Raw genomic sequence first — 22,068 nt, 5'->3', positions numbered from 1 at the left:
CGATGGGCCACATCCATGACATGAACGACCAGAAACTTGCTGAACTGGTCAGCCAGCAAAGCCAGTGCCGTGGCCCAGAGAAGAAGACGGAAACGCATCAATGCCGGAAATGCCGCATACCGGTGAAGACCATGGCCAGACCAGCATCGTTGGCGGCTTTGATCACCTCGTCATCGCGCATTGAGCCACCTGGCTGAATGACGCAGGCTCCGCCAGCAGCGGCGGCCTCGAGCAAACCGTCCGGGAAGGGGAAAAACGCATCCGAGGCCACGACGCACCCTTTGGCAAGGCTTTCATTCAGGCCAAGTTCGGCAGCCATGCGTTCTGCCTTGGCAGCGGCCACATTCGCGCTGTCCAGACGCGACATCTGTCCCGCGCCCACACCCACGGTGGCACCGTTTTTGACATAGACAATCGCGTTGGACTTCACATGCTTGGCGACTTTCCATGCGAAAAGCAGATCCTGCATCTGTGCCTCGGTCGGTGCTTTGTCGGTCACGATCTTCAGGTCTTTGATGCCCACGTAACCCACATCCTTGTCCTGCACGAGCATACCCCCCGCGACCTGCTTGTAGGCTACAATCGGTTGGCGAGTGTCAGGCAGACTGTCGGTCAGCAAAAGGCGCAGGTTTTTCTTGGCGGCGAAGATGGCCTTTGCCTCGTCCGATGCGCCGGGGGCGATGACGACTTCGGTAAAAATCTCGACGATCTTGGTTGCGGTTTCCGCGTCGAGTGGCCGGTTCAGTGCGACAATACCGCCAAAGGCCGAAGTTCGGTCACAATCAAATGCCTTTTGATACGCCTCGACCAGCGTCGCGCCTGTCGCCACGCCACAGGGGTTGGCGTGTTTGATGATCGCAACGGCAGCGCTGTCGCGCGGATCGAATTCCGCCACCAGTTCATACGCGGCATCGGTGTCGTTGATATTGTTATAGCTCAGTTCCTTGCCCTGCAGCTGGACAGCCGTGGCCACTCCAGGCCGGTTCGATCCATCGGTATAGAACGCCGCTGTCTGGTGGCTGTTCTCGCCATAACGCAGTGTCTGTTTCAGCTCTCCGGCAAAGGCGCGACGCTTGGGGGCCGTCAACTCCAGCGCACCGGCCAGCCAGTTCGACACGGCCGCGTCATAGGCGGCGGTACGGGCATAGGCCTTTTGCGCCAGCTTGCGACGGAATTTCGGGCAGGTCGCGCCGTTGTGCTGATCCATGTCGCCCAACAGTTTTTCGTAATCTTCGACGTCGACCACCACGTTGACAAAGGCGTGGTTCTTGGCCGCCGCGCGGATCATCGCCGGGCCACCGATGTCGATATTCTCGATGCAGGTGTCATAGTCTGCGCCCTTGGCCACCGTCGCCTCGAACGGATAGAGGTTTACGACCAGCAGGTCGATTGGGCCGATGTCATGTTCCTTCATTGCCGCGACATGGGCGTCATTGTCTCTCAGCGCCAGCAGGCCGCCATGCACCATCGGATGCAATGTCTTTACACGCCCATCCATCATTTCGGGGAACCCGGTCACGTCGCTCACGTCTTTCACGGCCAACCCGGCATCGCGCAGTGCCTTGGCAGTGCCGCCGGTCGACAGCAGTTCTACCCCGCGGTCTGCCAAAGCCTGTCCCAGCTCGATCAGTCCGGTCTTGTCGGATACGGAAAGCAACGCGCGGCGCACGGGGTGAAGGTCGGTCATGTGTTCGGGGTCCTTATGCGGATCAGTCGAAATCGGGTTCGTCCCGGCTTACGTCGCGAACGGCAACAGCTGTATCATGGGCCTTGCTCAACGACCACCGGATGCGCGTCGCATACTCCATTGCGCGCCCGGATAGAACGATCTGTTTTGTCGCGCGTGGCTTTAATCGACCTTTTTCAAGATAAACGCTTGGTTTCAATGACAACTCGCAAGGAGAGTCATGCCGAAAGATCCAGATTTCCCCGCTTTTGAGCGCCATCGATACCGCCGCGCCACCCAGATCCAGCGCGGCGTCGATGTCGGGATGCAGGTGAAAACGGACGTCGATTCCAATCCCGGTCAGCCCCGATGCGTCGACCGCCCCATCAAACCGGCGCTTGGCCGCATCACCCAAGGCCAGCAAAAGATCCTCGCCCGTCAGCTCCCGGCCGTCAAACGCAAGGTCCAGAGTGCGTGCATGAGTCAGCCCCAAAGCCTTGATGTAACCGTCATGTGCACCCTGAAAACGCACTCCGCCATGGGTCTCTTCGATTTCCACGGGCACGTTTGCCGGTACATCAGTCAATTCCTCGAACTCGGTGCCCTTGTGCGACCCAGTCAGGCGAGCACTGGAATAGCCGTCCAGGCATAAGGTTGAATGTGACGGTGTTGCCCGACCCGCGCGGCGCCACTCCATTCCGAAACTCTCCCCAGAGCCGCAATTGACGATCAAAGGCCGCCGCCCTGATGTCAACTCGAATGCCAGGGTCGAGGCGTGACCGTTATACGATGCGCGTCCGATAGGCGGTGAACTCGCATCGACCACGATGCTTGTGCGGCCCGCCGACAATCTGGCGTATCCCATCACCAATCCGACGGGATGATGTGGCTTGACGCCGCTTTGTGCAAGCGCGTGATCGAGCCGTCCTTCCAGACCGCGCCCGCCGCCGTGGAAGCGGGCCAGACCCCCATCTGTGTGGCGCAGGCTACGAAGGGTGGGCGCAATCCGCTTGATGGCCGCCGTGTGGTCAGAGGGAGTTCCGCGTCCGACGTCATGCAGCGCTGCCGCCGTCCATGTCAGTAACGTGAACACTTCCAGTAATTCTTCGGAATTACGGGTGGGAATTCCGCCAGTCTCGTCGATCTGAGTTTTGCATTCCTTTCCCAAAGCCTTGATCGCGGGATCGGCCAAAGCCTCGAAACCTTCCAGTGCCAGGCTGGCATAGATAAGGCCGCACAGAGCCTCGAAACGCGGCAGGCCCGGTGTCGTCTGGTACCAGCGTTTCGACAGGTACCAGGTTTGTTGGGCCAATGAGCGCAAAAATGCCTCGCTGTGGGCGTCATCAGTTCCGCGTAACAGGAAGGCCGAATGATTGATCCAGCGGATCAAACGTCTGCCGGTCAGGTCAGGAGCCCATCCGGAACCGTAGGACTGTCCCTGAGTCTCTATCCAGCCCCACAGCCAAAGTTGCGCTTTTTCGCGAGCATTCGGGTCGCCGACCGCAGCCAGGTCGTCAAGCCAAACGAACCCATGCCTCTCGGCGTCAAAGGCTGCATTCGGGGCCTCGACTTCCCACAAACCACTGTCCTGAGATTCGACGAGGTAACCAGCGAACAGCAAGTTGCCCGCCACAAGTTGCCGTCCACGCGCGAAGGAACCGACAGTTCGCGGCTCTGGCTGGGACACGAAACCGGCAATTGCCTTTCGACGCTGACTGAGGCGCACATAAAGACGGTTCTGAAACCGCCCCCATCTGCTGGAAATTGTACGCGGGCCGGACATCTCGTTCCCCTGCCTCTTACGCTCTATGGCGTTTGAACGCGAAAATAGCGGGTCATCGGTGCCGTGTCACCGAAAAGAGTCCATCTTAGCCTGCTTTGCGCAAACACGCGACGTAAAATCCGTCCATTCCACCTCGATCAGGCCAGTAGTCCGGGCGCAGACGCAGGCCGCCTTCTTCGGTGATCCAGCTGGTGTCAACACCCGGAAGATTTGATATGCTTCGGTCCGCCGCCATATCGGGGAACAGCTCCAGCGCCTCCTCGACCTGAACCTCGCCTTCGTCGGGCAACAGCGAACAGGTGCAATAGACTAACCGACCACCGGGCCTCACCAGCGTCCAGGCGTGTGCCAACATTTTCGCTTGCAACTCGATCAGCGGACCGAATTCCGAACCGTCCTTGGCAAAGGGCAGGTCGGGATGCCGCCGGATGGTTCCGGTCGCTGAACATGGCGCGTCGAGAAGCACCGCGTCATAGGTACCCCCGTGCTCCAGCGCGTCGCCTATGATCAACTCAGCTTGCAACCCGGTGCGCGCCAGATTCTCCCGCACGCGCGCCATACGGGTCTCTGAAATGTCCAGCGCCGTAACCTTGGCGCCGAAGGAGGCAAGTTGCATCGTCTTGCCGCCCGGTGCCGCGCACAAATCCAGAACACGCTCTCCGGATTGCGCGGCCAATATTTTTACAGGCAATGCAGCCGCAGCATCCTGAACCCACCAGTTTCCGTCGGAAAATCCGGGAAGGACCGACACCTGATGGGTGCCGTGCAATCGGATCGATCCGGTTGGCAGCTTTTCACCGTCGGGCGCTTCGGCGCCCGGCTTCACTGTCAGGTCCAGTGGCGCACCTGCAAAATGTGCGTGCTCGATCCCGGTGACAGCCTCTTTTCCCCATGCCTCAATCAACGGTCCGCGTAACCATTCGGGCATGCGAGGCACCCGCATGCGCGGCCACGCATCAGGCCCTTCTGCGGCGATCTTTCGGAGAACGGCATTGACCAGCCCCTTGAGTCGCCCGTGCTTGCGACTGCGCCCCACGATCTCAACCAACGAATTCACAACGCCGTGCGCTGCTTCGCCCTGACAAAGTTCGACCGTTGCAAGCCGCAACGCATTTTTGACTGTCAGGGCTGGCGCTTTCTTCAGATGACCACTCAGCAACCGGTCGGCGCGCTCAAGCCCGCGTAGGGTCTCCAGCGCCAGCCGCTGCGCACGCGCCCGATCTTCGGGTAACAACCGATCCAGTGCTCCTGCGGCCAGACATTCGGACATCAGGCGACCCTCACCCAGAATTTGATCCAGCAGATAGATCGCGCTGCGCCGCGCCGAGGTTGCGCTGTCTGCCATGAATACCGCCTTTTTGCATGTGACCTCCGCCCGCATTGTGTCGGACGGACGTGGGCGTATATCAAGTGCAAAGTCGAAAAGGAACCCGATGCAATGAGTGACGACCGCAAAGACCTTTCTCCCACCGCGAAACGCGCGCTCGCCGAGGCCGAAGAGCGTCGCAAGAATGCTGCGGCCGTAGCAAAGGAGTTGCCAAAGGAATTGGGTGGACGGGACGGCCCCGACCCGGCGCGCTATGGCGATTGGGAAAAAAAGGGCATCGCCATCGACTTCTGACAGGCTCAGTTCTGATCGCGGGGAACTTGCGCGCAATCGACCTGCGAAGACCTGGGGAACTCCGTGCCATCCATCGCGGCCTTCATTCCGCAATAGTGCGACTTGCAATCGTGTTGCGGGTCGTTGATCCTGACTCCTTGATCCCGCGTAACTCCCAACTCAAGGCGGCATAACACCCCGTTGGACAGTTGTTCCTGATAGAGCCATCCTGTCGTTGTCGGGGTCAAATTACCTCTGATCCCGCAGAAATGACCGGTTGCCGCCCAGATTTCGAGGTCGAAGAGACCGGCACCAGTGCTGTCGAGTTCGATCCTCAGCGTCCCTCCATCGTGAACATAACAATATCCGGCAAGCTCGGTTGACGGCGCTGCGACGTTGGCTGCGTCACAAGGTATTTCCGACAAACGCCATCCTTGGCCGGCGATGTCATCGATTCGCCAATGCCCGTCGACCGGGGCAAATTCATAACTCACAATTTCGGGTTTCCCGAAGTTCCGGAACCTTGCATGCACGATCTGGCGGGTGCCTTCGTTCACGGCCTCGATTTGCAGGGTGCGCAAGATCTCTGCAGCGTCATAGTCCTGCCCGGAAACATCGACGCCAAAACCGATGCACGGCGGCTGGCGGTTGGCGTCCTTAAATTCATTCGCGGCAAACAGGCGGATAAGGCGGTCGGAAAAGAACTGCTGCCGACGCTCTGGAGCAGACAGATAGGGAACACCATGAAGTCCCGGTTGCGATAGTGACACATAGATCCACTGCACAAGATCCTGCGGGCTTTGGGCGGCCAGTTTGCCCGCGGGCAGGATAGTTATAAGGATGACAGCAAGGAAGTTGAACACAAATGCAGGCATCGGAAATCTCCTGATTGCAGGATACCGCAACTCGGGATTACCTCAAAACCAAACATTGAAATGGGCCCTGTCAGGCATCCTGTCGAATCAAATCCAGAAACCCGGTAACCAATGCACGCTGCCGCCTGGATTGCAGCCGCCCCTCAGGCCATGTCAGCCAGTATCCGTCGCGGGTTGGCAACGCGGGTAGGCCGAGCAGGTGCAACCGTCTGGCCGCGCAAGCCGTCTTTGCCAAAGCGATTGACCCCAAAACTACACCAAGCCCCTGTTCGGCTGCCGTCAACGCATGCCCCATCGAGTCGACGCTTAGCAAGGCAGGCGCAGTGTCCGGCTGGCCTGCGTTGCGTGCCCATTCGCGCCAGCCGGGCCGTTCGCCGCGCAATTCGATCAACGGTGCACCCCATTCCGTTCCGGGCGCGGCCATGGGGGCCAGCACTTCTTGCGCGATCAGTTGCGCTTCTCGTCTGGGCCACACGCCGCGACCATATCGGACTTGCAGCCAAGTCCTGGCCTCATCCAGTTCCGATCGCAATGCCAAGGATTCGGTGACCAACCGGACCTCGGGATGGTCGATGTGAAACCCCGCACATCGCGCCACTACCAGCGCGTTGATATGTGAACTCATGCCCGCAACGCGCAGCTCTCTGGGGGACTTTCCGAAAAGATCTTCGGTGTTGCGCTCCAACGCAGTCAGGCTTTCCTGAACCAATGGCAGATAGCTTTCTCCCTCAACCGTCAGCGACACGCCGCGCGCCTCGCGAACGAAAAGCGACCGGCCCAGCCAGACCTCGAGGTTGCCGATTCTCTGGCTGACCGCCGCCTGCGTCAGGCCAAACTCACGAGCTGCGGCTGAAAATCCCCCTAAGCGGCCCGCAGCTTCAAATACCCGCAACCAATCCAGTGGCGGAAGGCCACGCCGTTTTCTATCCATAAGAATTTCCATCCCTTAGTCGAAATAAGGATTAGTTGTCGTAATGTCATGCGCAAGGTATTTCCTCAAGTACAGTTCGCCGAACAGGAGACAACCCATGCTGCGCACAGTCACCCATGACACGTCCATCGTGACGTTGGATTTTGCCAACGGCGCCCGCGCGCGCTTTCATGCTATCTGGTTGCGTGACAACGCGCTCGACCCCGAAACCCGCGCGCCCGGCAATGGTCAGCGGCTGATCACAATCGGCGATATCCCTGCGGATATCTCTGTCGACGCCGCGGACGTGGTGGACGGTGATTTGCAGATCACATTCCAGCCCGAAGGGAAAACGGTCATCTTTCCCGCCGCGTGGTTGGCCGAAAACAGCTATGACCGCGATCAGACGCATGAACCCGGTTGGACCGCCCCCGGCATCACAACTTGGGAACGCGGTATCGCCGCCCCTAGCGCCGACTGGCTCCAGGTGCACGCCAACCCCGAGGTCAAGCGGAACTGGCTGGCCGCTGTGGCCGAGTTCGGCTTTGCCAAGCTGACCGGCGGCCCGACCGAGCCTGAATCGCTGCTGAAGGTCGCTGACCTGTTCGGCTATGTCCGCGAAACCAATTATGGCCCCTATTTCGAGGTGCGAACCGAGGTGAACCCGACCAACCTTGCCTATACCGGGCTTGGCCTTCAGGCGCATACCGACAACCCCTATCGCGACCCGGTGCCGACCTTGCAAATCCTCTATTGTCTGGAAAACTCCGCGGAAGGCGGGGATTCCATCGTTGTTGACGGCTTCCGCGCTATCGAAAAACTGCGTGACGCAAACCCCGAAGGCTTTGCACTGCTGGCCGGATATCCGGCGCGGTTCGAATACAAGGGATCGGACGGGGTCTGCCTGCGTTCGCGCCGTCCGATGATCGAGTTGTCACCGGATGGCGAGCTGATCGGCATCCGCTTCAACAACCGCTCTTCTGCCCCCTTTGTGGATGTGCCGTTTGACAAGATGGAGGCATATTACGCCGCCTATCGCCAATTGGGTGATATCATCGACGATCCGGCCATGGGCGTGTCGTTCAAGCTGGAACCGGGGGAAAGCTTTATTGTCGACAACACCCGCGTCCTGCACGCGCGGCTGGGCTATTCCGGGGCCGGATCGCGCTGGTTGCAGGGATGTTACGCCGACAAGGACGGGTTGCTGTCCACACTGGCTGTGATGGAGATGGCCCAACCGGAGGCGGCGGAATGAAACCCGATTTCTCGACCCTGAACCGGGACAATATCGTCGCCTTCATCGGGGATATTTTCGAACGCCGCGGCGGTGAAGAGTATCTGGGCGAACCTGTCACCATGGCCCAGCACATGCTGCAAGGAGCCACCATTGCCGAGCAGAACGGGATGCCTGAGGAAATCATCGTGGGCGCATTGCTGCACGATATCGGCCATTTCACATCCGAGTTCGGCACCTACCACCCCGACGACACCGAAGACCGTCATCATGAGGACGCGGGCGCGGAAGTGCTGGAGCAGTTCTTCCCCTCGGTCATCACCGATTGCTGCCGCTATCACGTGGCGGCCAAGCGGTATCTGTGTGCCACCAAGCCCGAGTATTTCAATCGCCTGTCCGCGGCGTCGGTTCACACGTTGGAACTGCAAGGTGGTCCGATGAGCGCCGAAGAAGTTGCCGCGTTCGAGGCCAACCCGAACCTGAAAGAGATCATTCAGGTCCGCTATCTGGATGAGGCGGGAAAACGCGCCGATATGGAAACCCCTGACTTTGCACATTTTGCGCCGATGGTGCAGCGTATGGTCGACAAGCACATGGAGGCCGCATGAACGCCCCGGAATATATCTTTGAAGCCAGCACCAAACCCTCGCTGCCCTGGCACGAGGTTCCCCTGATCCGCGCGACGGACGCCTCGGTCAAAGGCTATGGGTGCCTGGTTGATGATCCCGAAGGGTTCGAGATCGAGATCACCCGCTGGCCACAGCAGGGGTGGCGACCGATCGATGAAGGCACCGGCGACGAAGGAGGCTGGGTCGAAGGCACCTTTCGTGGCGAGTGGAAGGGTGACGTGCTTTATGGCGAGAACGAAGCGGTCAATGGCCACTATGTCCTCGGATGGTCAACCGATCCGCAGCAGGCACAGACAAGCCGCCAAACAGCGCCCCGCGATCAGGTGCTGCTGTGGCACATGAACTATCACCCGGATGGCGGGCAGATGTTCTGGCCGCTCGACAACAAGCCCTTCATCATTCCTGCCGCGTTGCCCGGCGACAACCTGACACCAGAAAAGGTGGTGGCGTTCTGGTGCGACGGTTCGCGCGGGCTGTATATCCATCCCGGTATCTGGCACGAGGGGATTTTCCCGGTCGAAGACGAGCAACGCTTTCTGGACAGGCAAGGCCGTGTGCATGCCCGCGTCAGCGCAGATATCGGGCGGGAGTTCGGCGTCTACCTAGCTTGCCCTTTGCGAGCGGACAAGATCAAGGACATTTGAGCACCTATTCGCCGCGTGCTTTTTTTAATGCCTCTAGGCAGCCGACCGACATCTCGGGTTCGTGTTCCTTTAAGCATTCCGCAATAGCACCGCCGCCAATTTTCACGCCCTTGCAAAGACGCTCAACGTCTTCCCTGCAATATTCCTCAAGGGCTTTTTTCTCTGCCTCGCTGGGTTGGGCGTCGGCTGCTGTCGCAAGAATGGCAGACAGAAGTATCATTGGAAATCTAATCATAACGTAATCTCCCGGATACCCGGCTTTCGAAATGATGGCGCCGGTTAGCCGAGCCTATACCCCTGAGTAGTCTCGATACAAGTTTAGGCTATCGCGCCGTGCCCTTGGTCGGACCACAATCCAGATCTGCACCGCGACAAGATAAGGAACAAAAAAAGCAAAATTCTGAATTCGGTCGAAAAGCCCGGAGAAGTCAGGCGTGGAACCAAGCCCTCCGGTGATCAAAAACCAAAGCGTATAATGCACACGGTAGAGCCACGACCCCAGCGCCAGCCAGAACAGACGCAGACCCCACACCCAATGGCCAGCACGATCCGCGATCATAGCCATGCGCGCCACCATCAGAGCTGCAGTGAACAGACAGAGCCCATACAAGAAAAACGCTGCAGACATCATCGGTCCACCGATCGTTCCCCGCAGGGGGATATAGGTCATTCCTGCCAGTCCTGTGATCAAAGCCGACGCAATCAGAGCCACACCCAAGCCGCGGTGAAACCGATTGAATTTAAGCCGAAGCCCTTTCAGCAGCTGCAGTGGCACAAGAGCCACCAACACTGTTCCGGAAAGGATATGCAACATCATCGCCGCATTAGCGACACTCTGGTCATAAGCAAACAAGTAGCTTTTTTGTGCCGCGCCCTCAGACAGCCCGACGCCGATCATGTCAATCCCGTGCGCGACGAAGGGCAGCAGCGTCAGATAGAACACCACCAACAGGGCACTGTTGAACACGCGGGATTTCAGGCGTCGCATAGACAGATCTTAGCGCCTGTAACCTGGGCGTCTATGGATTACAGCCCCAACACATCCACCATGTTGTACTGACCCGGTGCCTTGCCCTGGCCCCACAGTGCTGCCTTCAGCGCGCCGCGGGCAAAGATGGCGCGGTCGGTGGCCAGATGGCGCAGAACGATGCGTTCTCCGGGGGCGGCGAACAGAACATCATGTTCCCCCACGATGTCGCCGCCGCGAATAGCGTGAAAGCCGATATCACCGCGCTTGCGCGCGCCGGTGATGCCGTCCCGACCCCGGTCGGAAACGTCCGCCAGTTTGACCCCGCGCCCTTTGGCTGCGGCCTCTCCCAGCATCAAGGCGGTGCCGGATGGGGCATCGATCTTGTGACGGTGGTGACCTTCGATGATCTCGATATCGAAATCCTCATCCAGCGCGGCTGCGACCTTTTTGGTCAGTTGCACCAGCAAGTTGACGCCAAGGCTCATGTTTCCGGCCCGTACGATCACCGCATGGCGAGATGCGGGTTCCAGTGCTGCGATCTGTTCGTCGGACATGCCGGTGGTGCCGATAACATGCACACAGCGTGCCTGCGCCGCCAGCGCGGCGAATTCCAGTGTCGCCTCGGGCGCGGTGAAGTCGATCACTGCCTGCGCCTGCGCAAAGGCCTCCAGCGGATCGTCGGTGACAGTGACGCCTAGTGCCTGCCCGCCCATGGCCTTGCCCACATCCTGACCGATCCAGTCATGGCCCTTGCGTTCGACCACGCCGACCAGACGGGCCTGATCGCTGTCCGTCACGGTCTTGATCAGCATCTGCCCCATACGGCCCGAAGCCCCTGTGATGACGATCCCCGGAATATGGGTCATTGCGCTGGTCCTTTTCGTTAAGTCGGCTCAAAGCCTCCTACCCGGTTCGCGCCCGCTTGGCAAAGCCCCGCTTTGCGCTTAGATCGGGGATTATGGCAAAGAACAAATTCCATGATGGCCCCGGCCCGTCCCAGCGGCAGCTGCGTGTCGGCGAACTGATCCGTCGCACCCTGTCCGAAGTTCTGGCGCGCGGAGATGTCCACGACCCCGACCTGAATCGCATGTCGATCACCGTGGGTGAGGTGCGCACCTCGCCCGATCTGAAGATCGCCACCGCCTATGTGCTGCCCCTTGGCGGCAGAGGGCAGGAGGACGTGATCGAACTTCTGGCCCGCAACAAGGGTGAGCTGCGGCGCATGGTCGGCAAGAAAATCGGCCTGAAATTCGCGCCCGATCTGCGCTTTCGGCTGGATGACACGTTTGACCGTCTGGACGACACCCGGCGCATGTTCGAACAGGACGCGGTGCGCCGCGATCTGGACGAGTGATCCGCACGTTTGTCACATTGGCAACGCTTCTCTGGGCCGCGCAGGCAGGTGCGGTCACTTGTGAAAAGCTGACCCATGAGGACAAACGTTATACGGTTTGCAACGTCGATGCCGCCAATGAAGATCTGCGGCTGTTCCTGAACGGTGAAGACGGTCAGGTTTTGGGGCATTTTTCGGCGGTCAACGAAGTGCTGGCCCCGGAAGGCAAGCGACTGGCTTTTGCAATGAACGCTGGCATGTATCACGACGACCGGTCACCCGTTGGCCATTATGTCGAGGACGGGCAGGAGCAGATGCGTGTGATCGCCAACCCCGGTCCCGGCAATTTCGGTTTACTGCCCAATGGCGTGTTCTGCATCCGGGAGGGCCGGGCGGATGTGTTTGAAACGCTTGATTACGTGGATCAGGCCCCCACCTGCCGCTTTGCCACCCAATCCGGCCCCATGCTGGTGATCGACGGAGAACTGCACCCGCGTTTCCTGCCCGATTCGACCTCGCTTTATGTCCGCAATGGGGTCGGCACCAGTTCCGATGGTACACAGGCGGTGTTTGCGATCTCGGAAGATTATGTCACCTTCCACGAGTTCGGGCGTCTGTTCCGCGATGTGCTTGGCACACCAAACGCGCTGTTCTTCGACGGCAATATCTCGCGGATGTATGAGCGGGCCAGCAACCGCTCGGATCTGGGATTCTCGCTGGGGCCGATTGTCGGCGTGGTCGAAGAAACGCCCGCAAATTGACAGCGGCAGTGTGATCCGCTAACTCGCGCGCCTTAGCAAGATTCAAGGTGCATGATGGGACGCAAACGCAAGGGTCGCGACATTTCCGGCTGGCTGGTGGTGGACAAGCCCGCGGGCATGACCTCGACCGCCGTGGTCAACAAGGTGCGTTGGGCGATGGATGCCAAAAAGGCGGGCCATGCAGGCACGCTGGACCCCGAGGCGACCGGCGTTCTGGCGATTGCCTTGGGCGAGGCGACCAAGACCGTTCCCTATATCACCGATGCGCTGAAGGCCTATACCTTTACCGTGCGTCTGGGGCAGGCCACCAACACTGACGATTCCGAGGGCGAAGTGATCGCGCAAAGCGATGCGCGCCCGTCGGATGACGATATCAAACAGGCGCTGACCCCGTTTCTGGGTGACATCATGCAGGTGCCGCCCAAATTCTCGGCGGTTAAGATCGACGGCCAACGCGCCTATAAACTGGCCCGCGATGGGGAGGATGTGGAGCTGACCGCCCGCCCCCTTTGGGTCGAGGAACTGATCCTCGTTGACCGCCCCGACGAAGACCATGTGGTGCTGGAGATGACCTGCGGCAAAGGCGGCTATGTCCGCTCGATTGCCCGCGATCTGGGCGAAGCGCTGGGCTGTCACGGCCACGTCAAGGAACTGCGCCGCATATGGTCCGGTCCGTTCGAGGCCGAGGACGGGTTAAGCATCGAGCAGATTGACGAAATGGCGAAAACAACCGCGCTGGACGAATATCTGCACCCGTTGGAAACCGGCCTGTCCGACCTGCCGGAACTGAAATGCACCCCCGAAGGCGCCACCCGTCTGCGCAATGGTAATCCGGGTATGGTCTTTGCGTCCGATGTCGAATACGGCGACGAGGCCTGGGCTTCATTGGATGGCCAGGCAGTGGCCGTGGGCATCTACAAATCCGGCGAACTTCATCCAAGCCGGGTGTTTGCGTCCTGACGCCGGATCCGATCACGCGTTTCTGACATAGTATGAACTATTTGGAACCAACATCCTTGTGAATCGCATTTGATGGGGCGTTGACCAAACGTCACTTGTGCCGCGATCCGAATTGGCGAATGCCTTTCGAGTTGTCGCGACATTGGAGCTGTGAAGGGTTCATGGCCATCACAAGGAGAAAATGAGTGATGCAAGTATTCAACAAAGGTGCGACGACTCTTTTTAGCGCCGCCATGTTGTCCATTCTGGCGTCTGGGGTTTATGCCGAAGGCGGAGCCTCGGATGACGATGGCGATGTCGCACCTGCGCCGCCGTCCATTGGTGCCGACATTCCCTTGACCTATTTCGGTCCCGCCCCTTCGGAAGTACAAAAAGAACTGATTGGTCCGTACAAGCTGCTGAAAGCGGGTCAGGTCGATGTCGACGCAGGTACTGTGACGCTGCCCCTCTACAAAGGTCGGATGGAAAGCGGTGAAACGGTCTGGTATGTCGTTCTTGATACCAACGACCAGGGCAATGCCGAAGCGCTGGGGCTGAACTACTCGCCGAAATTAACCTATACCGATGTCGGGCATGCGGTCCGCAAGGCGACGCTCGCCGAAGACCTGCAACTCGTGTTTGCCTCCGGGACTGTCGATTTTTCTCCAGAACGCAGCGTGACGCCGGGCGACGCGCCGAATTTCTTTCCTCCCAAAGCCGTCCAGCCCGGTTCGGTCGGAGATGAAAGCTATAGCCCACTGGTCAAGGTCGAAAACGCAGGCGGGTTTATCTATAATGCGCCGATCATTGCGTTCGACGTTGATGCCGATATTCTGAACGGATTCTGCGACGGCGAAGCCGATCATTCGGTCGTGCATGACAAAGTGATCTCAATTTGCCCCGAAGAAGGCTCTGTCACCCTCGAACTGACCGCCGGGTTCAGCTTTGCACGCCCTGTTCTGTATGTCTCAACCGATGCCAACGACCCCGCTCCGGCAGCACTCGAAGGAGCAACTTATGCGCCAGGTCTGGCCAGCATTCATGTTGGCGCGGATGATAGCCTGTTTTCGCCGGTCGAGCGCATTTTTGTGATGGTGAACGGGCATACAGGCGACGACAATCCGCAACGTCAGGGCCTCAACAGTGCCCTGAGCGACGGCCGGACGCCTTTGAACGTGCTGGGCGGCATTCCTACCGTGGCCACCGACTACAGCCCGCTTTGGGACCTGAACCCGGGTGTCTGGACGCAAGCAGCGATCGAGCAGGGTATTCGGAGCCGCGTAACCGAGGAATTCCAGATCCTCGGCCTCGTCGAACGTGGCTGGATCACAGGGCTTGAAGGCGGTGATTTCGGCTCGGTAGGCTTCGTCGTCAACTGCCCGATCGTTTTCCGGTTCCTCTGATCGTGATCAGACGACCGTTCAGCCAATTGCGGAACGGACATACAATGGATGGCCAGCATTGTCTGGCCATCTATCATCGGGATGTTGTCATTCGATTCGGCTGGCGTCTCTTTTGAGAATGATTGCCGCCGGGATGCATGTGGCGGGCGGATTCCGAGTATGATATGCGCACGAGGATGATCACCCGAAGCCACACCAAGGGCGATGCGCCCTCGACCGCCATCTATTCCGATTGCGAATGCTATCGCTACAGCCTGACCCGCATCTGGGATCAGACGGGGCGCAGGGCGCTTTTCGTCATGCTGAACCCTTCGACCGCAACCGAGGTGCAGAACGACCCCACGGTGGAGCGCTGTGAACGCCGCGCCCGCGCGCTGGGCTTCGGTGCGTTTCAAGTCACGAACATCTTTGCCTGGCGTGACACCGACCCGCGCAAGATGCGCGCCGCCATCGATCCGGTTGGGCCAGAGAACGACGCGGCAATACTGTCGGGTGTAAATTGGGCCGATCAAATCATTGCCGCTTGGGGTACCCACGGATCGCATTTGGAACGCGGGCCGGAAGTGGAACGGTTGCTGCGGGGCACTGGTCAACCCCTGTTTCACCTAGGGCTGACCAAAGAGGGGCACCCAAAACATCCGCTTTACATCGCCTATTCTCAACAACCCGAGCGCTGGGCAACGTCCACGGGTCATTAACCAGTTACACAGATCGGCTTTGACCGAAGTCCTTGAAACATGGGATGTTTCCCTTGTTTGGGCGCTGTTAGTGCGGAGGTCGGGTATGTTCTGGATTGCAGGTTTGCTGGGCGTTGCAGCCCTAGGCGGCGCAGCCTATTTGATCGGTGGCGATACGCCGGATGAGGATGAAAACGCGGATGCCCAGACCGAAGGCGAGTTAGAGGGGGAGAAAGAGCAGGGCAATCTGCTGGAACCTGAGGATCTGTCCGATGCTTCCGGTGTCCTTGACGCCTCTGCCGGGGGGGATACTTCGATTATCAGCGACTTTGACGGCAATCTCGTCATCGCAGGCGATGACGGAGAGAACAACTTGGGCGGCGTCGAAGGGAATGACCAGATCAACGGATATGCCGGTGACGACGGAATTTTCGGAGGGGCGGGAAATGATACGTTACAGGGTGCCGAAGGCGACGATTCCATTTCGGGTGAAGAAGATGATGACGAAATCCATGGCGGGTTTGGGGATGATCAACTTGCGGGCGGCAGTGGAAATGATGCGCTTTTTGGGGATTTCGGTGACGATTCGATTGCCGGGGGCGATGGCGAGGACACGTTGACTGGCGGTCAGGGCGATGACGACTTGACCGGTGATGCGGGTAACGATGCTCTGCATGGCTGGGACGGCGACGATAGCCTGTCGGGCGGTGCCGGATCGGACAGCTTGTTTGGCGGTGACGGGCGGGATGTATTGACCGGTCGAGAGGTCGGCGAGACAGAGGTCGACTATCTCAATGGCGGTTCGGGAGAAGATATTATTCTGGCGGGTCAAGGAGATATCGTGACTTCGGGCGAAGATGCGGACAGTATCATTGTCGGCGCAGAGGCGATGGAGAACGCCGTGACGGTGATGGATTTCGAGCCGGGCCAAGACCGACTGCTGGTGACCTGGGATCAGGATGAGCCGCCCGAGATAGAGATCAAGCCGGACGAGGAGAACACGCGTCTGACCCATGTATTGGTTGCCGGGCAGGAAATTGCCTCGCTCTATGGGGATGGTGTGGTTTCGGCTTCGGACATCCAGCTGATACGCGAGAGTGATCTGTCGCAATACGGGTTCGATGCGTAGGCGGCAAAATCCCTTTGCTATCTGCTGTAATTGCGCTTATACGCGCCCATCTGCTCCGGAATCAGGGCGGATATCTCCACGGGCCTGTGCTGGACGACATCCCGGCCTGCGCCATTCACTCTAACCTCAAAGGAGACCCCGATGTCGATCACTGTTGAAGAAAAAGCACGTGTTATGAAAGAGTTCGCAACCAAGGAAGGTGACACAGGTTCGCCGGAAGTCCAGGTTGCCATCCTGACCTCGCGCATCAACACGCTGACCGAACACTTCAAGACCCACAAGAAAGACAACCATGGACGCCGTGGTCTGTTGAAGATGGTGGCACAGCGCCGCAAGTTGCTGGACTATCTGAAGGGCAAGGAAGAGGCCCGTTATCAGGACCTCATCAAGCGCCTGGGCATCCGCCGCTAAGCGCGCCATTTGTACAATTCGTACAGGTTTTGAAACCGGCATTGTCCGGTTTGTACGCCCGCCACCCGGCGGGCGTTTTCGTTTTGGCCCGCCGTCGCTGATGACAGCCCGAACCGATTTGGTCTAGATTCCGGATCACGGGAGGGGCCAGAGATGAGGCGCAGGCTTGCGGCCATTTTGACTGCGGATGTGGTCGGGTATTCCGGCCTGATGGAGGCGGACCAGGCCGCCACGATCGCGTTGGTGCAAGAATTTTACGAACACTGTCTTGAACCTGCGGTCTCGACCCATGGCGGAGCGGTCCTGAAGCGCATGGGGGATGGCTGGATCGTGGGATTCGATGCCGCGACCCATGCGGTGGAATGCGCGCGCGCGATGCAGACCGAGCTTGGCGGGAACACGTCGATCAATATCCGAACGGCCATCCACATCGGCGAATATGTCGATGATGGAGCGGATTTGTATGGCACCTGCCTGAACATCGCGGCCCGGCTGCAATCCGAAGCCCCGCCGGGCGGGATCATGATTTCGGAGGAGACCCGGCGGCAACTCGACAGGTCGCTGGCGGCGGAGTTTTCCGAAGCGGGGACATTCGAACTCAAGAACATCTCGTATCCGGTGCAGGCGCATCAATGGCGGCCTCAAATCCGCAATCCCGAGGGGCGCGATGAAATTCCGGTCATCGGGGTTGAGCGCACCCGCATCTCACCGGACAGTACGGAACTGAGGGAACCGGCCGACGAGTTTCGCGAGCAGATGATTTATCGCCTGTCCCGTCGCACCGGGATCCAGGTGTCTTCTGTCGCCGAGGGTGCCAGCCCTGCGCCGACGTATCGCTTGCAAAGCCGGTTGAGCCTGCGCAACTCGGCCCAGTTGGTAGTGTCGATGGTCAGGGTGCGCACCGGGCAGGTATTCTGGTCGAACCGGTTCGAGGACAGGCCCGATCGCCTGTATGACCTGATCACGGAGGCGGCGCAGGTCTGTGACGAGGATCTGCGCACCGAAATCAATGCCCGCGATGCAGAGCGAACGTCCGATCTGCCGGATGATGCGCTGAACCCGTCCGAATTGCGGGCGCGGGCGGCGCAGAACTTTTATCGCGGGTCGATCAAGGGGTATCTCAAGGCGATCGAGCTGCTGGAGCGATGTCTGGATCTGTCGCCCAACGACCCAATGGCGCAGGCCATGTGGGTGCATGCCCGGTTGCGCCTGATCCGGTGTGGGGTGCAACCGCCTGCGCCAGATATTCTGGAGCGGATGGTGCAGCTGTCGGATATTGCGATCGAGAACGCCCCGCGCAGCGATTTTGTCTGCAAGGTGCGATCCGAGGTGATGATCAACGTGTTGGGAGATTTCGTTGGGGCGCGGCGCAACAACGCCCGGGTTGCAGCCCTGAACCCGGATTATCACCTGCGGTTCGAGGTCGAGGCCGAACTGGCGCTGGCAGAAGGGGACTTTGCGGGGGTCGAAACGGTGCTGGTCCCTTACTTCCGCAGTTTCAAAAGCGACATGGACCGGCCCTATGTGTGTTTTCTGGCCGCCCTTGCGGCAATGCTGGACGGGCGGTTCGAGGCGGCTTTGGAGCATATCGACACGTCGATCGAACTCAGGTCCACCTGCGGGGTTTTCCCGGCACTCAAGGCCGAAATCCTGCGCCGGGCAGGCCAGCCCGAGGCCGCCGGACGGGTGAGGTCGCGCACCGCAGAGATCGAGGCCAAGCCCGATATTCTGGCAGTGACACCGATCCTGCCGTCAGGACACCGGGACATTCTGGACCTGTTGGGCATGGCCCCGCCGATCGTGGACCAGGTTGCGGACGCGTGACGGTGCGCGTCGCTCTTGCGACAATTCCAACTTTCAATCCGCATCATTCTCCTGTATGGGCGCTGTCATCTGAGACGTTGTGCCATGACCCCGGCACTCGAATGGAAGATAAAGTGGGGTCGGCGGCAATGGGGCCGCCATGCAAAACGGGAGACCCGCAGGGGCGGGAGTGCTCCCTTCTAGGATACGCATATGTTTGATGTAACGACGAAATCGATGCAGTGGGGCGAGGAAACGCTTACACTGGAAACCGGCAAGGTTGCCCGTCAGGCCGACGGCAGCGTGATTGCCACGCTGGGTGAAACCAGCGTCATGGCAAACGTGACCTTTGCACGGGCGCAAAAACCCGGTCAGGACTTTTTCCCGCTGACCGTACACTACCAAGAGAAATATTATGCCGCCGGTAAGGTTCCGGGTGGCTTCTTCAAGCGCGAGGCGCGCCCGACCGAAAAAGAGACGCTGACCGCGCGTCTGATCGACCGTCCGATCCGCCCGCTGTTCGTTGACGGCTTCAAGAACGAAGTTCTGGTGATGTGCACCGTGCTGAGCCACGATCTGGTCAACGATCCCGACATCGTCGCGATGATTGCCGCTTCGGCTGCGCTGACCATTTCCGGCGCGCCGTTCATGGGCCCGATCGCCGGTGCCCGCGTCGGTTTCGTGGATGGCGAATACGTCCTGAACCCGACCGTGGATGACATGCAGGACCTGCGCCTGAACCCTGAACAGCGTCTGGATCTGGTTGTGGCCGGCACCAAAGACGCCGTGATGATGGTGGAATCGGAAGCGTACGAGCTGTCCGAGGCCGAAATGCTGGGCGCCGTGACCTTTGCGCACGCACAGATCCAGCCGGTGATCGACCTGATCATTTCGCTGGCCGAAGAAGCCGCGAAAGAGCCGTTTGAATTCGTCGCACCCGATTACTCGGACCTCTACGCTGCAGTTAAGGCCGCCGGCGAAGAGCAGATGCGCGCCGCTTTCGCGATCACCGACAAGCAGGAGCGCACCGCCGCTGTTGCCGCTGCCCGTGAAACGATCAAGGAAGCGCTGACCGAGGAACAGCTGGAAGACGCCAACCTTGGTTCGGCGATGAAAAAGCTGGAAGCCGGCATTCTGCGCGGCGATGTCGTCAAGGGCGGCAAGCGCATCGACGGTCGTTCGACCACCGATGTGCGTGCCATCGAAGCCGAAACCTCGCTGCTGCCGCGCACACACGGTTCTGCCCTGTTCACCCGCGGTGAAACACAGGCGCTGGCCGTGACCACGCTGGGCACCGGCGACGACGAGCAGTTCATCGACGCGCTGCATGGCAACTTCAAATCGAACTTCCTGCTGCACTACAACTTCCCCCCCTATTCGGTGGGTGAGGTTGGCCGCGTGGGTTCGCCCGGTCGTCGCGAGATCGGCCACGGCAAGCTGGCATGGCGCGCGCTGCAGGCGGTTCTGCCTGCGCCGACCGATTTCCCTTACACCATCCGCGTGGTGTCCGAGATCACTGAATCCAACGGCTCAAGCTCGATGGCGTCTGTCTGCGGCGGTTCGCTGTCGATGATGGATGCGGGTGTCCCGCTGAAAGCCCCGGTTGCCGGTGTGGCCATGGGCCTGATCCTGGAAGATGACGGGTCTTACGCGGTTCTGACCGACATCCTGGGTGACGAAGACCACCTGGGCGACATGGACTTCAAGGTTGCGGGTACTGCAAACGGCATCACCTCGCTTCAGATGGACATCAAGGTTGCGGGCATCACGCCTCAGATCATGGAAACCGCCCTGGCACAGGCCAAGGACGGCCGGATGCACATCCTGGGCGAGATGGGCAAAGCCCTGTCCGAGACCAACGAATTCTCGGTCCACGCGCCGCGCATCGAGACTATGAACATCCCGACCGACAAGATCCGTGAAGTGATCGGTTCGGGCGGCAAGGTCATCCGCGAGATCGTCGAGGTTTCGGGTGCCAAGGTCGACATCAACGACGATGGCGTCATCAAGATCGCCTCGCCCGATGGGGAATCGATCAAGAAGGCCTATGACATGATCTGGTCGATCGTGGCCGAGCCGGAAGAAGGTCAGGTCTATACCGGCAAGGTGGTCAAGATCGTTGATTTCGGTGCCTTCGTGAACTTCTTTGGCAAGCGCGACGGTCTGGTCCATGTGTCCCAGATCGAAAACCGCCGCCTGAACCATCCGTCGGATGTTCTGAAGGAAGGTCAGGAAGTGAAGGTCAAGCTGCTGGGCTTTGACGATCGCGGCAAGGTTCGCCTGTCGATGAAAGTGGTCGATCAGGAAACCGGCGAAGAGATCGTTCCCGAGAAGAAAGAAAAGAATGAGGAAAACGCAGAGTAATCTGCCCCTCGGACCGACTTGCAGGGCCCCGGCAATTGCCGGGGCCCTTTTCGTTTTGGATGCCGGCTCACGCCTGACAAAGCAACCGTGACGGCATGTGATCCGGCCCGTCCTTTTCTTTGGCTTCCGCGTCACCAGATGTGTTTTGCACACTGCACAATCCGGAACAGAGGATCCCCAGACATGATTTCCCGCCCCCTTTCCGCCGCCGCATTTCTGGCGCTGTCGGCCACCGCCTTGTCGGCGCAAAGCCTGCCCGAAGGTACCTATATTCAAGGCTATGCAGGGTTCAGCCAGTTGCAGGACACCGATTTTTCGGGCGTCATCGGCGGCTCGAACCAGAATGTCGATACCGATTTTGACACCGGTTATGGTCTTGGTGTCGCGATTGGCCGGGAAATCCCGCAATGGTCGAACGGCACTGTCGGCACCCGGGTCGAGCTGGAATTGTCCTATCGCGACAACGATGCCGACGGGGTCAATTTCTCGGGCAATGGTCCGGGGGCCGAAGGCAACGTTTCGGGGGATGTGACCCAGACCTCGTTGTTTGCCAACGTGCTGTTCGATTTCAAGCAAAACGGCCGGCTGACGCCTTATGCCGGGTTCGGCATCGGCGCGACCTATTCGGATATCGATGTGGTTTATGGCCCCGGCGTCGCAATTGACGGCGATGATACCAATTTCGCCGCCCAGCTGATCGCCGGTGTTGCCTATGACCTGAACGATGCCACCGCCCTGACGCTGGATGCGCGTTATGCGCGGGCTTTCGATGTCTCGAGCCCGCGCCTGGCGCCCAACGGTGTTTCGACCGGCACGGTCGAGGACGATCTCGATACGTTCAGCGTCAATTTCGGGGTTCGCTTCAATTTCTGATCCCTTGGTGGAAGCCTCCCCTCCCGGTTTCGCTTCCACAGCATGCCCCCGTGTTCTATGCACG

At 59.5% G+C, this 22,068-nt stretch carries 22 protein-coding genes; 14 read left to right on the top strand and 8 right to left on the bottom strand.

The genetic code is table 11. The features are described 5' to 3' along the window. Window positions 1-97: 97 nt before the first annotated feature. The 3 genes from purH to AC2FNB_RS09075 all read right to left on the bottom strand — a co-directional run bounded on the left by purH (window position 98) and on the right by AC2FNB_RS09075 (window position 4,794). Window positions 98-1,687, bottom strand: a complete 1,590-nt coding sequence (purH, locus tag AC2FNB_RS09085; RefSeq protein ID WP_480750288.1) for a bifunctional phosphoribosylaminoimidazolecarboxamide formyltransferase/IMP cyclohydrolase — start codon at window positions 1,685-1,687, stop codon at window positions 98-100. 22 nt (window positions 1,688-1,709) lie between these two features. Continuing rightward, a complete protein-coding gene (locus AC2FNB_RS09080; RefSeq protein ID WP_496745810.1) occupies window positions 1,710-3,449 on the bottom strand; it encodes a heparinase II/III family protein in 1,740 nt (579 codons plus the stop codon). A gap of 85 nt (window positions 3,450-3,534) precedes the next feature. Beyond that, window positions 3,535-4,794: an RsmB/NOP family class I SAM-dependent RNA methyltransferase gene (locus tag AC2FNB_RS09075; protein WP_496745808.1), complete on the bottom strand. Its 1,260-nt coding sequence runs from the start codon at window positions 4,792-4,794 to the stop codon at window positions 3,535-3,537. 93 nt (window positions 4,795-4,887) lie between these two features. On the opposite strand from AC2FNB_RS09075, the gene AC2FNB_RS09070 reads away from it, so the two are divergent. Continuing rightward, window positions 4,888-5,070 (top strand): DUF1674 domain-containing protein, encoded by a 183-nt coding sequence (locus tag AC2FNB_RS09070; protein ID WP_496745807.1) that lies wholly within the window; start codon window positions 4,888-4,890, stop codon window positions 5,068-5,070. Between the two features lie 5 nt (window positions 5,071-5,075). Here AC2FNB_RS09070 and AC2FNB_RS09065 read toward each other — a convergent pair whose 3' ends face one another. Then, on the bottom strand, window positions 5,076-5,924 hold the full coding sequence (locus tag AC2FNB_RS09065) for a hypothetical protein (protein ID WP_496745805.1): 849 nt from the start codon (window positions 5,922-5,924) through the stop codon (window positions 5,076-5,078). Between the two features lie 70 nt (window positions 5,925-5,994). Next, window positions 5,995-6,855, bottom strand: coding sequence for a LysR family transcriptional regulator (locus tag AC2FNB_RS09060; protein WP_480750283.1), 861 nt, complete (start codon window positions 6,853-6,855; stop codon window positions 5,995-5,997). A gap of 97 nt (window positions 6,856-6,952) precedes the next feature. Here AC2FNB_RS09060 and tmpA point away from each other — a divergent pair, with 97 nt between their 5' ends. Genes tmpA through AC2FNB_RS09045 form a run of 3 tightly spaced genes read left to right on the top strand, consistent with a single transcriptional unit; the run spans window position 6,953 to window position 9,341 of the window. Beyond that, entirely contained in the window at window positions 6,953-8,089 is a 1,137-nt protein-coding gene (tmpA, locus tag AC2FNB_RS09055; RefSeq protein WP_496745803.1) for a 2-trimethylaminoethylphosphonate dioxygenase, read from the top strand. Continuing rightward, window positions 8,086-8,676 carry a (R)-1-hydroxy-2-trimethylaminoethylphosphonate oxygenase gene (gene tmpB, locus AC2FNB_RS09050; RefSeq protein WP_496745801.1) on the top strand — a complete coding sequence of 197 codons (591 nt, stop codon included), beginning with the start codon at window positions 8,086-8,088 and terminating at the stop codon, window positions 8,674-8,676. Before tmpA ends, tmpB begins: the two co-directional genes overlap by 4 nt. After that, the gene (locus AC2FNB_RS09045) at window positions 8,673-9,341 is read left to right on the top strand and encodes an ureidoglycolate lyase (RefSeq protein WP_496745799.1); all 669 of its coding nucleotides are present in this window, start codon (window positions 8,673-8,675) and stop codon (window positions 9,339-9,341) included. The genes tmpB and AC2FNB_RS09045 overlap by 4 nt, the downstream gene beginning before the upstream one ends. Window positions 9,342-9,345: 4 nt before the next feature. Here the strand turns inward: AC2FNB_RS09045 and AC2FNB_RS09040 are convergent, their stop codons facing one another. From AC2FNB_RS09040 to dapB, 3 genes are read right to left on the bottom strand one after another with little or no spacing between them, the layout of a single operon-like run. Next, window positions 9,346-9,576, bottom strand: coding sequence for a cysteine rich repeat-containing protein (locus AC2FNB_RS09040; RefSeq protein WP_496745797.1), 231 nt, complete (start codon window positions 9,574-9,576; stop codon window positions 9,346-9,348). Between the two features lie 54 nt (window positions 9,577-9,630). Beyond that, window positions 9,631-10,329, bottom strand: coding sequence for a DUF2306 domain-containing protein (locus tag AC2FNB_RS09035; RefSeq protein WP_496745795.1), 699 nt, complete (start codon window positions 10,327-10,329; stop codon window positions 9,631-9,633). Between the two features lie 38 nt (window positions 10,330-10,367). Beyond that, window positions 10,368-11,177, bottom strand: a complete 810-nt coding sequence (gene dapB, locus AC2FNB_RS09030; protein WP_496745793.1) for a 4-hydroxy-tetrahydrodipicolinate reductase — start codon at window positions 11,175-11,177, stop codon at window positions 10,368-10,370. Window positions 11,178-11,269: 92 nt separating this feature from the next. Between dapB and rbfA the strand changes: the two genes are divergently transcribed. The 10 genes from rbfA (at window position 11,270) to AC2FNB_RS08980 (ending at window position 22,004) form a co-directional block, all read left to right on the top strand. After that, entirely contained in the window at window positions 11,270-11,665 is a 396-nt protein-coding gene (gene rbfA / locus AC2FNB_RS09025) for a 30S ribosome-binding factor RbfA (protein WP_480750276.1), read from the top strand. Continuing rightward, window positions 11,662-12,405 carry a phosphodiester glycosidase family protein gene (locus tag AC2FNB_RS09020; RefSeq protein ID WP_496745791.1) on the top strand — a complete coding sequence of 248 codons (744 nt, stop codon included), beginning with the start codon at window positions 11,662-11,664 and terminating at the stop codon, window positions 12,403-12,405. The genes rbfA and AC2FNB_RS09020 overlap by 4 nt, the downstream gene beginning before the upstream one ends. 54 nt (window positions 12,406-12,459) lie before the next feature. Next, the gene (gene truB / locus AC2FNB_RS09015) at window positions 12,460-13,365 is read left to right on the top strand and encodes a tRNA pseudouridine(55) synthase TruB (RefSeq protein WP_496745789.1); all 906 of its coding nucleotides are present in this window, start codon (window positions 12,460-12,462) and stop codon (window positions 13,363-13,365) included. A 188-nt stretch (window positions 13,366-13,553) separates the two neighbouring features. Further along, window positions 13,554-14,747 carry a hypothetical protein gene (locus tag AC2FNB_RS09010; RefSeq protein WP_496745787.1) on the top strand — a complete coding sequence of 398 codons (1,194 nt, stop codon included), beginning with the start codon at window positions 13,554-13,556 and terminating at the stop codon, window positions 14,745-14,747. Between the two features lie 176 nt (window positions 14,748-14,923). Next, window positions 14,924-15,445, top strand: coding sequence for a DUF1643 domain-containing protein (locus AC2FNB_RS09005; RefSeq protein ID WP_480750438.1), 522 nt, complete (start codon window positions 14,924-14,926; stop codon window positions 15,443-15,445). A gap of 85 nt (window positions 15,446-15,530) precedes the next feature. Further along, window positions 15,531-16,553 (top strand): calcium-binding protein, encoded by a 1,023-nt coding sequence (locus tag AC2FNB_RS09000; protein ID WP_496745786.1) that lies wholly within the window; start codon window positions 15,531-15,533, stop codon window positions 16,551-16,553. A gap of 141 nt (window positions 16,554-16,694) precedes the next feature. After that, the gene (gene rpsO / locus AC2FNB_RS08995; protein WP_480750272.1) at window positions 16,695-16,964 is read left to right on the top strand and encodes a 30S ribosomal protein S15; all 270 of its coding nucleotides are present in this window, start codon (window positions 16,695-16,697) and stop codon (window positions 16,962-16,964) included. 153 nt (window positions 16,965-17,117) lie between these two features. Next, window positions 17,118-18,788: an adenylate/guanylate cyclase domain-containing protein gene (locus AC2FNB_RS08990; RefSeq protein WP_496745783.1), complete on the top strand. Its 1,671-nt coding sequence runs from the start codon at window positions 17,118-17,120 to the stop codon at window positions 18,786-18,788. Between the two features lie 192 nt (window positions 18,789-18,980). Further along, window positions 18,981-21,131 (top strand): polyribonucleotide nucleotidyltransferase, encoded by a 2,151-nt coding sequence (pnp, locus tag AC2FNB_RS08985; RefSeq protein WP_480750270.1) that lies wholly within the window; start codon window positions 18,981-18,983, stop codon window positions 21,129-21,131. 183 nt (window positions 21,132-21,314) lie between these two features. Then, on the top strand, window positions 21,315-22,004 hold the full coding sequence (locus tag AC2FNB_RS08980; protein WP_496745782.1) for an outer membrane protein: 690 nt from the start codon (window positions 21,315-21,317) through the stop codon (window positions 22,002-22,004). Window positions 22,005-22,068 lie beyond the last annotated feature (64 nt).

The organism is Ruegeria sp. BHSB058 (assembly GCF_059613285.1).
Note: the sequence above shows the minus strand (reverse complement) of the source record. Positions and strands in the feature narration are given on the sequence as shown.